At 38.7% G+C, this 14,338-nt stretch carries 15 protein-coding genes; 8 read left to right on the forward strand and 7 right to left on the reverse strand.

Annotated features, from left to right (window positions below; all coding sequences use genetic code 11):
• Positions 1 to 99: 99 nt before the first annotated feature.
• Complete coding sequence (locus H6G68_RS05395; RefSeq protein WP_190905718.1) at positions 100 to 1,410, reverse strand: sulfatase-like hydrolase/transferase; 1,311 nt, start codon at positions 1,408 to 1,410, stop codon at positions 100 to 102.
• Positions 1,411 to 1,957: 547 nt separating this feature from the next.
• On the opposite strand from H6G68_RS05395, the gene H6G68_RS05400 reads away from it, so the two are divergent.
• The 3 genes from H6G68_RS05400 (at position 1,958) to H6G68_RS05410 (ending at position 5,490) form a co-directional block, all read left to right on the forward strand.
• Positions 1,958 to 3,322: an LLM class flavin-dependent oxidoreductase gene (locus H6G68_RS05400; RefSeq protein ID WP_190905719.1), complete on the forward strand. Its 1,365-nt coding sequence runs from the start codon at positions 1,958 to 1,960 to the stop codon at positions 3,320 to 3,322.
• Positions 3,323 to 3,571: 249 nt separating this feature from the next.
• The gene (locus H6G68_RS05405; RefSeq protein WP_190905720.1) at positions 3,572 to 5,110 is read left to right on the forward strand and encodes an amidohydrolase family protein; all 1,539 of its coding nucleotides are present in this window, start codon (positions 3,572 to 3,574) and stop codon (positions 5,108 to 5,110) included.
• 86 nt (positions 5,111 to 5,196) lie between these two features.
• Entirely contained in the window at positions 5,197 to 5,490 is a 294-nt protein-coding gene (locus tag H6G68_RS05410) for a PIN domain-containing protein (protein WP_339327841.1), read from the forward strand.
• Here the strand turns inward: H6G68_RS05410 and H6G68_RS05415 are convergent.
• The 4 genes from H6G68_RS05415 to H6G68_RS05430 all read right to left on the reverse strand — a co-directional run bounded on the left by H6G68_RS05415 (position 5,487) and on the right by H6G68_RS05430 (position 8,111).
• Positions 5,487 to 5,690 carry a hypothetical protein gene (locus tag H6G68_RS05415; RefSeq protein ID WP_190905721.1) on the reverse strand — a complete coding sequence of 68 codons (204 nt, stop codon included), beginning with the start codon at positions 5,688 to 5,690 and terminating at the stop codon, positions 5,487 to 5,489. The two genes, H6G68_RS05410 and H6G68_RS05415, sit on opposite strands and share 4 nt — an antisense overlap.
• A gap of 145 nt (positions 5,691 to 5,835) precedes the next feature.
• On the reverse strand, positions 5,836 to 6,915 hold the full coding sequence (locus tag H6G68_RS05420) for a hypothetical protein (RefSeq protein WP_190905722.1): 1,080 nt from the start codon (positions 6,913 to 6,915) through the stop codon (positions 5,836 to 5,838).
• A gap of 42 nt (positions 6,916 to 6,957) precedes the next feature.
• Positions 6,958 to 7,620 (reverse strand): HAD family hydrolase, encoded by a 663-nt coding sequence (locus tag H6G68_RS05425; protein ID WP_190905723.1) that lies wholly within the window; start codon positions 7,618 to 7,620, stop codon positions 6,958 to 6,960.
• 146 nt (positions 7,621 to 7,766) lie between these two features.
• The gene (locus tag H6G68_RS05430; protein ID WP_190905724.1) at positions 7,767 to 8,111 is read right to left on the reverse strand and encodes a DOPA 4,5-dioxygenase family protein; all 345 of its coding nucleotides are present in this window, start codon (positions 8,109 to 8,111) and stop codon (positions 7,767 to 7,769) included.
• Between the two features lie 432 nt (positions 8,112 to 8,543).
• Here H6G68_RS05430 and H6G68_RS05435 point away from each other — a divergent pair, with 432 nt between their 5' ends.
• From H6G68_RS05435 to H6G68_RS05455, 5 genes are all read left to right on the forward strand, one after another.
• A complete protein-coding gene (locus tag H6G68_RS05435) occupies positions 8,544 to 9,215 on the forward strand; it encodes a glutathione S-transferase family protein (RefSeq protein WP_190905725.1) in 672 nt (223 codons plus the stop codon).
• A gap of 44 nt (positions 9,216 to 9,259) precedes the next feature.
• The gene (locus tag H6G68_RS05440) at positions 9,260 to 10,168 is read left to right on the forward strand and encodes a TauD/TfdA dioxygenase family protein (RefSeq protein WP_190905726.1); all 909 of its coding nucleotides are present in this window, start codon (positions 9,260 to 9,262) and stop codon (positions 10,166 to 10,168) included.
• A gap of 110 nt (positions 10,169 to 10,278) precedes the next feature.
• Positions 10,279 to 10,878 (forward strand): thioredoxin family protein, encoded by a 600-nt coding sequence (locus H6G68_RS05445; protein WP_190905847.1) that lies wholly within the window; start codon positions 10,279 to 10,281, stop codon positions 10,876 to 10,878.
• 318 nt (positions 10,879 to 11,196) lie between these two features.
• Complete coding sequence (locus H6G68_RS05450; RefSeq protein WP_242045146.1) at positions 11,197 to 13,416, forward strand: tetratricopeptide repeat protein; 2,220 nt, start codon at positions 11,197 to 11,199, stop codon at positions 13,414 to 13,416.
• Positions 13,417 to 13,443: 27 nt separating this feature from the next.
• Positions 13,444 to 13,701 (forward strand): hypothetical protein, encoded by a 258-nt coding sequence (locus tag H6G68_RS05455; RefSeq protein ID WP_190905727.1) that lies wholly within the window; start codon positions 13,444 to 13,446, stop codon positions 13,699 to 13,701.
• A gap of 66 nt (positions 13,702 to 13,767) precedes the next feature.
• On the opposite strand, the gene H6G68_RS05460 is transcribed toward H6G68_RS05455, so the two are convergent.
• Together H6G68_RS05460 and H6G68_RS05465 are read right to left on the reverse strand one after the other, a co-directional pair.
• Positions 13,768 to 14,046 (reverse strand): type II toxin-antitoxin system RelE/ParE family toxin, encoded by a 279-nt coding sequence (locus H6G68_RS05460; protein ID WP_190905728.1) that lies wholly within the window; start codon positions 14,044 to 14,046, stop codon positions 13,768 to 13,770.
• Positions 14,043 to 14,309 (reverse strand): CopG family ribbon-helix-helix protein, encoded by a 267-nt coding sequence (locus H6G68_RS05465; protein ID WP_190905729.1) that lies wholly within the window; start codon positions 14,307 to 14,309, stop codon positions 14,043 to 14,045. Before H6G68_RS05465 ends, H6G68_RS05460 begins: the two co-directional genes overlap by 4 nt.
• Positions 14,310 to 14,338 lie beyond the last annotated feature (29 nt).

A 14,338-nucleotide genomic window follows, 5' to 3' on the forward strand; every position in this document is an offset into this window, starting at 1 on the left:
GGTGAGCGTACCCCTGCGGAGAAGCAAGCTACATGGAGCATCTCGTAATTTATATGAAGTTGCATTTGAAAGAATATGCAGCTTTATCTTAATTTGTTATCAAACTGCATAAGGTTCTAATTCAGATTCCCATCTTTGGTATTTAGACCTTAACTCCTCAAACACTTCTCTATATTCAACTTGCAAATTAATTTCTTCTTTTTCATCATGAGCGAGATTAAAAAGATATTCTGTTTCTCCAACTTTCAAATATTTCCAATCTCCACTCCGCACTGCACCTTGTAGTACTTTTGGCGGTAAAACAGGTGTATCAATACCTTTATGTCGCCAGAATAATGTCCGAGGCAAAACAGGTATTTCACCTTTAATAACAGGAAGTAAATTTTCACCATCAAGATGATAATTGGGATCAGGATTAGTCTGGGTAGCTGCCAAAATTGTAGCGGTGATGTCCTGTGTGATCATTACTTGCTCATTTATCTGGTTAGGTTGAATCACTCCGGGCCAGCGAATAAAGGTAGGAACTCGAATACCACCTTCATATAAATTGCCCTTTTTCCCTTGAAAAGAACCAAAATTAGAGAACTTGTCCCCTCCATTGTCACTAGCAAAGATGACTATGGTATTTTCAGCAATTCCAGCATCATCCAAGGCTTGTAAAACCTTTCCAATCCCATTATCCAGACTCTTCATCACTGCGGCATAAGATTCTACCGTACCTGTATTAATCCAATTTTGTAGATTATCTCTACCAATCAAGGCTTTACTCAGTTCAATATCATTAGGCCCCTCCCAAGGCCAATGGGGTGCTGTGTAGTGCAAACTGAGGTAAAAAGGATGCTTGTGAGGTTTTTTAATGAAATCTATGGCACGTTCACTAAATAAGTCTGTCACATAGCCTATTTCCTCAACTGGTACTTCAGCTTCCCACAAATCAGGCTTTCCACTAGTATCTACGTGCCTAAAGTAGTCAATTGCACCACTGAAATTACCAAAAAATTCATCAAAACCGCTTTTTAAGGGGCTGTATTTGGGCAAATAACCACAATGCCATTTACCGACTAAGGCTGTTTCATAACCATTTGCTTTTAGTAAAGACGCTACAGTTGGATGTTCTGGAGGTAAGCCAACAGAATCACCTATTTGCTGAAAACTCAATAAAGGTTCTTGATTACCAAGAGGAATTCTTCCCGGATAACGACCTGTAAAAAAGCTAACTCGCGTTGGTGTGCAAACTGGTGAAGCAGAATAAGCCTGGCTGAAGCGTATCCCCTCTTTGGCTAATTTATCTAGATACGGTGTTTGATAATTTTTTTGTCCATCAATACTGAGATCACCCCAACCTAGATCGTCAGTCAAAATGAAAATTACATGAGGACGCTGTGTGGTAGCAGAGTTAGTAGAAACCATTTGTAATTCAATTTCCAAATTTCTCAGTAATTCGAGTAGTAAAACGCTCAAACCCTGGCTCTGAGGGATAATCACTCAGCCTATTAATACTACGGCAGATCGATAGGCTTTAAGTGGTTTATTGTAAATTAGCAGTATTGCACAAACAGTATGATTAAGGCAAGTATTCAATAAAATGTGGTTAGTAGCTATCAGCACAAAACACACACCCTTAAACCCAAGAGACGTAATAGGGCTACTGGATATTTAGAATTTCTAACAATTAGTGTTTAATAAATTTAGGTAGTCATATATTTTGTGAAGAAGTACTTGCTTTTTAGTTACAGTTATGAGATTGTATTATTAATCTACGCTAAATCAATCGGGGATTAGTAGTTTTATCGGCAACCTACTGCTCACGCTAAAAGGATGCCTACAGCTATGGCTAAAGAACTATGTTTAGGAAGCTTTACCAACACCTGAAAAATAGGCAGCAGGAGGAAAAAGAGATTACTCACATCTTGCACAGATACGGAATTTATCACTAATCAACCGGAAAAGAAGATATATGAGCGCAAAACGCAAGTTTCGTTTAGGTGCATTTATTCAAGCAACTGGACATCATGTCTCCGCTTGGCGACACCCCAATACACAAGCAGATGCGGGACTAAATTTCGAGCATTACAAAGAAATTACCCAAACTGCTGAACTTGGCTTATTCGATGCCGTTTTTCTGGCAGATAGCCCCGGAATTTGGGGTGAAACTCCAGGAAATCAGAGTCGCAACGGTAAAATCGCCCATTTCGAGCCAGTCACCCTTTTCTCTGCTTTGTCCTCCGTTACCAAAAACATCGGTTTCGTTGCCACCGCTTCCACCACCTACGAAGATCCCTATACCTTGGCACGGAAGTTTGCTTCCTTAGACTATCTAAGTAATGGACGTGCAGCCTGGAATGTAGTCACTACAGGTAATGAGAATGTGGCTGCTAATTTTGGACTTGAACATCACCCAGAACACAGCCAACGTTATGAACGCGCCCAAGAGTTTGTGGAAGTAGTGCAAGGACTGTGGGATAGTTGGGAAGATGATGCCTTCATCCGCGATAAAGAATCGGGTGTCTATTTCGATCCCAACAAACTGCACACACTGAACCATAAAGGTAAACATTTTTCTGTGAGAGGGCCTTTAAATGTTGGTCGTCCACCCCAAGGCTACCCAGTAATTGTTCAAGCTGGTGCTTCCGAACCAGGCAGAGATTTAGCCGCACGCACTGCTGAGGTAATTTTTACAGCCAATCAAACCTTAGCCGATGCCCAAGAATTCTACGCAGATGTCAAAGGGCGATTGGCAAAATATGGACGCTCTCCCGATGATCTTAAAATCATGCCTGGTGCTTTCCCCATCATAGGGCGTACCGAAGAAGAAGCACAGGAAAAATATGAGTTTCTGCAATCATTGATTCATCCCGATGTGGCTTGGGGAATCCTCAAAAATTATTACAAAGGCGTGGATTTATCACAATACTCTTTTGATGATTTAGCACCGGAACTACCCCGCGACACTAACAATAATAAGAGTCGGTTGAAACTGGTAAGTGACTTAGCCACTCGCGGTACTCTCACACTACGCCAGTTGTATCTATCTTTGGCGACTGCACGGGGTCATCGTACCATCCTCGGTACTCCTGAAACCATCGCTGACCAGCTAGAAGAATGGTTTATCAATGGTGCGGCCGATGGCTTCAATATTATGCCACCTATCTTACCTACAGGGTTGGATGAGTTTGTGAACTTGGTCGTTCCTGTTCTGCAAAAGCGCGGACTTTTTCGCACTGAATATGAAGGTAGCACCTTGCGTGAAAACCTTGGTTTGCGTCGTCCAGTTAATCGTTTTGCTGTTCAACAACAAGAAAAAACATTGGTGTTGGCGTAAATGAACAAATTTTAGATTTTGGATTTTAGATTGAAAATTCCAAATCTCTGATTTAGATCACGTCAGCACAGACGTTAAAAGCCTACCGGGATTTCCCGGAAAGTTACGCTTGTCAAAAATGATTCCGACCGTAATGGCAAAGGTCTTCAGGACAAGAATCTTACAGCCGTTTTCAAGTATTTAGTCAGCACTCTTAATCTCTCCGCGCCTCTGCGTGAAACAAAATCTTGTAACTTTTCTAAGGAAAATATGAGTAAATATAGCAAGTTGAAAAGCTCTCCCTCCGCCGCAGTTAGAGCCAATCTCGATTATCCTGTCATTGATACTGATGTCCACACCAATGATTTTACTCCTGCCCTTGAGGATTATATTGCTCACTACGGCGGTGTGAAACTGGTAGATGAATTACGCAAAGCTGAATCTTCCCGTCTCAATCCCAAGAGTGAAGGTAAAGATTGGTATCAACAAACTCCAGAAGAACGCCAATATAATCGGACATTGCGATCGCCTTGGTGGGCTAGAGTTACCCGTAATACCTTAGATTTAGCTACCTACACTCTGCCCGCATTACTCTATGAACGTCAAGCAGAGCAAGGCTCAGATTATTCGGTATTATTTCCCAATAATGCCTTAGCTGCTGCTGGAGCAAGTAAAGAGAATCGTCAATTATTGCAACGGGCGATCAATCACTATCATGCCGATATTTACCGCAAATATAGCGATCGCTTGACTGTGGTAGCTGGTATCCCCATGACTACTCCCCAAGAAGCGATCGAGGAGTTAGAGTTTGCAGTCAAAACCCTGGGATTGAAAGTGGCAAATATTCCTGGTGGTGTGAAACGTCCAATTAAAGCGATCGCAGATAAATACCCAGCCGATCAATTTCCCGAAATTGGTAAATATGCCTCTTACATTGACTTTTTCGGACTAGATAGTGAATACGACTACGATCCATTCTGGGCTAAAGCCGTCGAATTAGGCGTACCCATTACCACTCATTACGGTAGTCAAGGATGGACTGGACGCTCCTCCATCAGTAACTACATGAATAACCATATCGGACACTTTGCTGATGGTTCACAAGCATTTGCGAAAGCATTGTTCTTTGGTGGTGTAACCAGACGCTTCCCACAATTGCGTGTGGGGATGCTCGAAGGTGGTGCAGACTGGGGCGCTCACGTCTATATTCATTTAGTAGATCGTTTCTCCAAACGGAGTTTAGAAGGGCTGCAAAACTACAACCCAGATTTAGCTAATCCTGATGAGTTGTTTGAGTTGTTTGCACAGTATGGTGGTGACATTACTCAAGGACATTCCCTTAGTAAAGAAGAATTGACTAAGAGTGTATTGGGTTCTTCCTTCAACCGTCATAGTCGTTCACCAGTGGGTAGTGAATTGGAAGATTTTGGTGCAGCAGGGATTAAAACAATTGAAGATATCCGCGATCGCTGGGTGAACAGTTTCTTCTTTGGTTCTGAATCTGATGATCGCACCATTGCGGCAGCATTCAACGACAAAGCCAACCCCTTGGGAGTCAAACTCAACGCCATTTACTCCTCCGATGTTGGTCACTGGGATGTACCCGATCTTACCGCACCTTTAGCTGAAAGCTGGGATTTGGTAAGAGAAAGCGTAATTTCTGAAGATGACTTTAAAGCCTATGTATTCGGCAATCCTTATAAATTCTACACCCAAGCTAACCCCGATTTCTTCAAAGGTACAGCAGTAGAATCCAAACTACCTAAGACCGAATCTCAACCAGTGGATAAAACATTGGTAGGTGTGTAAATCACTTTGCTAGGTAACTAAAGTTATACCCATACAAATTATGTTCGTAGCTGGGCTTCAGTCTTACTACGAACATAATCAACTTTATTAATTGGGTAGAGGTATTATCGAAAGTTGTTGATTTAGGAGAATCACCAGACGAAATTATTAAACGATTGAGAGATGAAGGATTATTAGAGAATAGTCTAGAAATTATTGCTTGCAATGAGGAAGATGCTCTAACTATAGCTAAACTTCGACCATTAACCAAAAGTGCCGGATTATCATTAGGAGATCGTGCTTGTCTTGCTTTAGGTAAACGCTTGAATTTACCTGTATTAACAGCAGATAAAGTCTGGACTAGTTTATCTCTGGGAATTACAATTAATTTGATTCGTTAACGCTTAAACTCATTGATAAATTCGGTGAAATTCGCTAACGCTTCTTCGGCTAATGCTTCTAATTTACCATCTGCAATATCACGTTCTATCTGTTCATCCCACCGTTCATAATCTAGGTTTAAAACCCATTGTCTCAGTTTCTCAAAATCATGAGACGGAAGTGAGAGAATTGCAGTTTCAATTTGTTCAAGCTGTGACATAAATAGTTTTTACCTCTTTATCCTTGAGTACATTATAGCTTTACTGAACAGGTAAGATCGCTTGTAGCATGAAAGGTAAAATTTCTTTACTACAAAAGTTTTGAGGAAGTAATTTATCTATAAGTGCTTGTTTATCTTCCACCTACTACACCCAGTAATCTCTTATTCCTTCAATTCCATATTCACTAGCGTTGCTAATATCATTATGTAACTCAAATGAGCAACATTCACACTTAACACGAATAGGATAAGAAGACTCACTTTCATACTCACCATATTCATCTAGTTCATACTCTACACATTTATGAATTATTAGAGAGTTAAAACCACAGACTGGACATTTGCATATTTCAGAATCATCATTTTCTTTAGAAATAACAATAGCTGTTTTTTCCATTGTTTCTTTTGCATCCTTATATTGCCCATACCAATATAATGGGGCATTATAAGCTGCTCTACCTAACTCTTTTAGAAAAGCAATTTTTTCTATATTATAGGAGTCCTTTCTAAAATGATTAATAATCTCCGTTATTGGATCTATTCCACAATTTAGTGTATTGATTGTATGTAAATTATGTAAATTATGTAAATATTGTGTAACTGACACCACAAATTGAAGTACATACTTTCCAATAAATTTATCTAAATCTTTATAAGGAAGAATGTATAAACCACGATGCCATACTTGATTTCTGAAATCACCTAACTTTTTAAGGATATACTGATTATCAACTAGGAATAATAACTGTTGATAATTTTTTAGACGCTTTGCATTAATAAATTTTACTAATCTGTCTATAGCGTCAGAAAAGTTGACTGTTTGTTTATTATGTATAATATACTCAGATATATCTTCTCTATCAATATATTTTTCCTGTGTAAATTTTTCATTTTTAAATTTACGTATTAATAGTGGATTTTCATTGTGTAAAAAATTTTTACATACTAATTCTGCAAAATGATGAAAGTGAACGATACACTCTGCATATGCTTCACGATATTTTAAATTTTCTTTTTGATTATAATACCTTAACTCATCTGGCCAATCTTTATCATCTTCATCTATTATCTGATATAGTAGACCATTAAAACATTGGTAAGTAGAAAAATAAGCCTTTAAAGCAATTCGTAGAGATAGAAATGCTAAATCAATATCACCATTACCACTTTCTTCAAGATGAAAACCATTGCTTGTTATCTCTTCAAGTTCAGTTTTTTCATTCATATTTATATTTCCTATGCACTAAATAGGTTTAAATTTGCTATCTTAATCAAATAAAATCAAAGGCAGTAATGTAGGAATCTCATTTGGACAATCAGCAATTAAATCAGCTTTGTGGGTTTCCAATTCTTCCCTACTTCCATAACCATAAGTCACACCAATTGAAGCAATATTATTTTTCTTAGCTCCGATGATATCATGTAGGCGATCGCCTACCATAACTACAGTAGAAGCTAAAAGACTTTCCCTCTCTATAATGTAGGAAATTAAATCACCTTTCACACTTCTATTACCATCTAATTCACTACCATAAACACCATCAAACAAAGGTGCTAAATCAAAATATACAATAATGCGTGTAGCATAAATCTGAGGTTTGGAAGTAGCTACAAAAGTTTGATAACCAGCAGCACGAATAATTTTTAGGGTTTCGGGAATTTGCGGATAAAGAGAGTTTTCAAATAACCCAATTGTAGAAAAGCGACTACGATATAGTGAAATTGCCTCCTCCAGCAATGTGTCATCGGAGGTTTGCAATAACTGGGAAAAACTGCTTTTCAGTGGTGGTCCAATACACCAAAGCAATTCATTAGCATCTGGTGGTTTATAACCAAGTTCCGATAAGGCATACTGAATACAACAAGTAATTCCCGGTTTAGGATCAGTGAGAGTTCCATCTAGGTCAAAAAGGACTGTATAAGAAAGCATTTTGGTGAAATTAGATAGTTTTTATAGCAACCACTAAGATGGTTAAGACATCAAATGATAGCGCACGTTGACGTAACGTCGTTGATAAAACTTAGACTCCAAGAAACTTTTAACGCTGTCACCTGTCACCTGTTCCCTGTCACCTGCTATAACCTTTGCAGAAACTCAATATTTAACTGTAGTTTTTCTCCCAACCACAAAGAATTATCGGTATGATCTTTGACATCATCTCCCGTTTCTGGGTGAACCAAAATATCTAAACCTTCTCTATTAAGCATTAACCAGGTCACAACCTCACCAAACTGATGTGGTAAAAATGCTACTTGATACATTGATTTGGGGTGTGGTCTTATAGGCTGTTCATGCCAACGTCCCAATCTTACATCAAATTTAGCACCTAACCCTTCTCTTACACGAGCAGCAGCTTCAAGACTAGCGGTATCAAAATAAATATGTGCATGAAAACCAGTAATATCAGTATTTTCATTCATGGTTCTTGATTTCACCTCTTGCTCATAAGTATAACTCAATAATTATTTAGATATACTAATCATTAGTAAACCATAAATTTAGCTCAACATATATTTTCTTCTCAAACCACTTGAAATTTCTTTCTGGTCATGTAATACTACTAAAACAAGCACCGATAAATCGGTCAACAAACTGTAGTTTATATTTTGTCCCCAGTTGTCACGGGTGATGCACAGATAACTGGCAATAGTTATGTCTGCGCTGGTTTTGGTATTGGAAGTAACTATTGACTATTTACAGCGGTTTTCATGTATTTAGACCACACTCTTGATTTCTCTTTGCGCCTCTGCGCCTCTGCGTGAGACAAAAAAATGTGGTTCATTTACCCGAAAATTGCTGCAAGATTTGGGTTTTTGATGTAAACAAATCCTAATTTACTAAGGACTTTAAATATGGCTGATATTAAGATTTATAGTGCGGTTGTTTGTCCTTATGCTCACCGTACTCGTTTGGTACTTCAAGAAAAGGGTATTGATTTTGATTTGATTGAAATTGATTTGCAGAATAAACCAGAAGGTTTTACAGAAGTTTCTCCTTATGGGAAAGTACCTGCAATTACTCATGGAGAAAATCGAATTTGGGAATCAGCAGTTATTAATGAATATTTGGATGAAGTATTTCCTAACCCACCACTTTTACCTAGTAACCCCATTGCAAAAGCTCAGGCTCGAATTTGGATAGATTTTGCTAATACTAGATTAGTTCCCGCTTTTTCTACTCTATTACGCAGTCCAGATTTCCAAAAACAAGAAGAAGCCAAACAAGAACTCTACAAACATCTAGAATTTATTGAAAATGAAGGTTTAGGAAAACTTTCTGGAGATGGTCCCTACTGGTTTGGTGAATCTATCAGTTTGGTTGATTTTACCTTTTTCCCCTGGTTTGAAAGATGGGCTGCTCTTAAACATTATCGTGGCTTTGGTATACCTGCTGAATTTACTCGTTTGAAACAGTGGAAACACGCGCTTAAAGAACGTGAATCAGTGAAAGCGATCGCACACTCCAAAGAGTTCTATATTGAGCGATATGCTAAATTTGCTGCTCCTGTTCCTGTCGCTGCTTAGTCAAACGCTGCATTCAACTATTCCTAAATTGAGAAGACAAATTTATGAGTTATCAAAACATAGAAATCAAACCAATTGCTGGACGCATCGGTGCAAAAATTAAAGGTGTTAATTTAGCTGAAAACCTCAGTGATGAAATCATCAGCGAAATTAGAAAAGCCTTAGTTCAATATAAAGTCATTTTCTTCCGTGGACAAGAACTTGATGCCGATGGACAAGTAGATTTTGCGCGTCGTTTTGGTGAAATCACTACCGCACATCCCACAGTTCCATCACTTCCTGGACATCCAGAAGTATTAGACTTAGATTACAACCGTACAGTTGCCCGTGCGAATAACTGGCACACCGATGTTACATTTGTAGATCGTCCGCCCCTTGGCTCAGTCTTGAGGGCATTGGTAATTCCGCCGACGGGAGGGGATACTATTTGGGCCAATTCGGTGACTGCATACCAAGATTTACCGGAGCATTTGCGTAATTTAGCTGACAAACTTTGGGCTGTACATAGTAATGCTTATGATTATGCTACAGCCTTTGATATACCGGAAGAAGTGAAATCTTACCGAGATGTGTTTACTTCAACGGTGTATGAAACCTTGCATCCAGTGGTGAGAATTCATCCTGAATCTGGGGAAAAAGGTTTGTTTATAGGTGGTTTTGTGCGTCAGATTCGGGGTTTATCTCCAACTGAATCAGCCGATATTATTCGCTTGTTGCAATCTTATATTACACGACCTGAGAATACAGTGCGTTGGCGTTGGCAAGTTGGTGATGTCGCTTTTTGGGATAATCGTGCTACTCAACATTATGCGATCGCTGATTATGGAGATCAACCCCGTCGTGTGCAGCGTGTAACCATTGCTGGTGATCTTCCTTTAGGTATTGACGGTAAGTATAGTCAAGCCATTAAAGGCGATTCTTCGGCATATATTCCCAATCTTGTAGCAGCTTAACCTAACTCAACTCCATTGTCTCAGAAAAAATGGGGGATAATGTAGAAATGTAGAGACGTTTCATGAAACGTCTCTACACTGTAATTGGAAAATTAAAGGATTTTTATTTTATGGCTTTGACACCTTCGACAATGTTACCCTTGGGGACTTTAGCACCTAATTTTTCTCTCCCAGATGTGGTTTCAGGTAAAACGATTTCATTGGCAAACTTTGCTGATAAAAAAGTATTAGTAGTTATATTTGTTAGTCGTCATTGTCCTTTTGTGCAACATATCAAATTTGAATTAGCAAAGTTAGGACAAGATTACAAAAATAGAAATGTGGGTATTTTAGCAATTAGTTCTAATGATATTAATACTCATCCTGATGATGCACCAGAATTACTTAAATATTTTGCCCAAGAAATAGATTTATCCTATCCTTTGCTTTATGATGAAAGTCAAAAAGCAGCTAAAGATTTTTTTGCAGCTTGCACTCCAGACTTTTTTGTATTTAATGCTAATAGAAAGCTGGCTTATCGGGGACAATTAGATGATAGTCGTCCGAAAAATGGTTTACCTGTAACTGGACAAGATTTACGGAAAGCAATTAATTATGTTTTAGCAGATGAAGTAATTACTTGGCAGCAAAAGCCGAGTATTGGTTGTAATATTAAATGGAAAGCAGGGAATGAGCCTGTTTATTATAAAGTTCCGGTAGCGATTCGGTAGTTAGGGATTTTCTCAAAATTCTCATGTGGGGTGTAGAAAATAGAGGCTACAATCTATATGTATGTAGCTATCAACACCCCTATGAATAATCAGGCTTTCTACATTTGGCTTCAGCAAGGCCAAGACTGATGGGATCAAATCCAGCATTTTATTATTAACAACAAAGATATTTTTATTGTCTCCTTTGGCACTGGTAGCTTACCTCTCATTGTACGCTTTATCTGGTGGGTAGTCCAGCAGAATCGCAAGCGTAAGCTTCTACCTGATACTTTCCCCTTCGAGGTTATTAAACCACAAAGCAACGCCTTACAAATACTTTTGGATGGTAATGAAAATGACCCATTAGGGGATTACAAAATCCCCTATCAGAATCGTGTTCCAGGGCGTAATACTGAAGATGAACTTAAACAGAAATTAGATCAACATCGTTGGTTATTGATTCTCGCACCAACAGGATGGGGTAAAACAAGAGAAGCGGCAAATTTAGCCGATAGACTTAATAAAGAAGGCTGGACAATTCTTAAACTCAAGCGTGGTGAGTGGTTGGAAGCACCACCCATATTCCCAGAAAATAAGATTGGTACAGATTGCAAGTTGCTTTTTTTCCTTGATAATCTGAATAATAAAATGTCTGGTGGACGTATTGAACAATCACCAAAAGCAGATGATCTACTACAACCGTTAAATAAGCCACTACAAGAACGGTTGTTTAATACACTACAAGCTTACGAAAAATTCTGTCGTAAAGAAGATATTCGGATTATTGCTACAGCCAGAAATGAAAAAGAGAGAGAATTTCCTGATGAATCCAGCGAATGGGAAAAAGATGAACCCAGCGAATGGGAAAAACTAGAATTTGATAAATACCCACTTTGGAAACGCTTTGAGATTTATGATTTACCTGAACCTAATGAAGAAGCAATCATTGGAGTTTTGAGAGAAACGATACATCAAGCGAATATCCAAGCTAATCCTGATGATTATTCTCGCATTGCTCAAAGAAATGATCGCACTTTTAGAAACATTGTTGAGAATCTTCGCAGTACAAAAAATTATGGTCGGTTTCTGACAATAGATAACTTTCGCCCCACACTAAAAGGGACTTGGAAGGAACGCTATCAAAAGACTATTAAAAAATATCCTGTTGCAACTTATATTTATGACGCTGTAGAATTGCTGCAAAAAATGGGGATTGATCTTTATCCCTTTACTGTTGAGCCTATAGCGCGAATGATGGTAGATGGAAATCTCCTGAGACAAATTTGGTATTGGTGGCAAATACGCACAACTTTACCCTATCTCATTGATGTTGAAGGTATTCTTGAACCTCGTGATGGGCAAATTGAGGCGAAGGGAAAGGAGGTAGAAGTTGAGGAATATATTTCAAGGTTATTGAATTTGCTGTTAAAATTAGCAAAAAAATATCCTATAGAGATGTTAAATTCATTATTTAAGTTTGGTTATAAGGCTGATTTTTTAAGGCGCGATAAAGAGGCAATTGTCGTTTGTGAAGCTGCTCTCAAAATCAAACCTGACTTGTACGAGCTTTGGTATAACAAAGGGGTGGCACTCTTTAATTTAAAACAATATACAGAAGCTATCGCCGCTTATGAGGCTGGACTTAAAATCAAACCTGACGAGCATGAAGCTTGGCATAATAAGGGCAATACACTGGCTAATTTAGGACAATATGTAGAAGCTATAGCAGCTTATGAAGAAGCAATCAAAATCAAATCTGACGATTATGAATCTTGGAATCACAAAGGCAATGCACTGGCTAATTTAGGAAGAAATGAAGAAGCGATTGCAGCTTGGAATCAGGCACTTAAAATTCAACCTAACGACTATGAAGCTTGGAACAACAAGGGCTGTATGTTGTTTAATTTAGGACAATATGCAGAAGCGATCGCCGCTTATGATGCTGCACTCAACATCAAACCTGACAGGGACAAAACTTGGAATCACAAGGGTGTGGCGCTGGCTAATTTAGGACAATATGCAGAAGCGATCGCCGCTTATGATGCTGCACTCAACATCAAACCTGACAAGGATGGAGTTTGGTGCAATAAGGGCTTGGCACTGGCTAATTTAGGACAATATGCAGAAGCGATCACGGCTTGGGATGCTGCACTCAACATCAAACCTGACAAGGACGGAGTTTGGTACAACAAGGGTGTGACGTTGGCTAAGTTAGGAAACTATGAAGAAGCTATCACAGCTTACGATGCTGCACTCAACATCAAACCTGACGACTACAAAGTTTGGAACAACAAAGCCGTGGCACTCACTAAGTTAGGAAACTATGTGGAAGCGATCGCCGCTTGCGATAAGTCACTCAACATCAAACCTGACCAGGACGGAGTTTGGTACTGTAAAGCTGGCTGTTATGCAATGCTAGAAAATGTTGATCAAGCAATCTATAACTTACAACAAGCTATCCATTTAAATCCTGAAGAATATCGAGAATTGGTGAAAAGTCATTCTGTTTTAGACAACATCCGCAACGATGCACGGTTTCAAGCCTTATTGCAAGAATAAATAATCAGATTATGAGGATAAATTAACATGAAAATTAGAGGAATAAAACGCGGTCAAAATATTGAGCTATTAGAACAACTTAATAACATTCCAGATGGAACAGAAATAATAATAGATTTGAAATTCATTGAGAAGCAAATACCAGAACCAAAAATACATTTAACAGAAGAGGAGAGATTAGCTAAATTAAATAAATTATTTGGCGCGTGGAAAAATCAAGCAGATTTAACAGAAATATTTACAGAAATTGACCAACAACGCCATACTTACCAAGGTAGAGCATAGACTTCCAAAATACTTGGATCAAGTTTCGGATAAAAAGCCCGTATAGTCTCTATTTAGTTTCAGTTTTTACCCAAAATCACGAAACTCCTTACCGTGCCATATTCTTAATACAAAAATCCCATCCTCAAGACGTAAATATCGCACAACATAATCACCAGCTACAAGTTCACGGACATTTTCAAACTCTGGTATAGAACGCCCTATATCGGGATGCAGTACAAGTTTTGCGATCGCTTGTCGCAGCCGCAGAGATATGCGTTCTGCCGCTTTGGGATTGTGAACCGCGATAAACTCCCGTAGCCGAATCAAATCTTGAACTGCACTTTCCGAAAACTCTAATTTCATAGCAAAGGAGCCTTAGTTTCAGCCGCAGTTCCCCAAGTCTCCAACCATTTCATCACCTCTTCTCCTGATACTACACGACTGGCTTCAATATCAGCTAAAGCTTCTTGAGTTTCGTCCAATATCCTTTGTTTAAGTTCTTCCTGCTCAATATACCGACGGAGAGCATCATTTATTATCCAACCTTTAGAACGCTTAGTACGGTTAGCAGTGATCTCAAGTTTCTCTTGTAAGTCATCATCAAGCCGAAAACTCGTGGTACTCATGAAATTACCTCAATAATGCACAATATTAT

Source organism: Anabaena catenula FACHB-362 (genome assembly GCF_014698735.1).
GTDB lineage: Bacteria > Cyanobacteriota > Cyanobacteriia > Cyanobacteriales > Nostocaceae > Anabaena > Anabaena variabilis_A.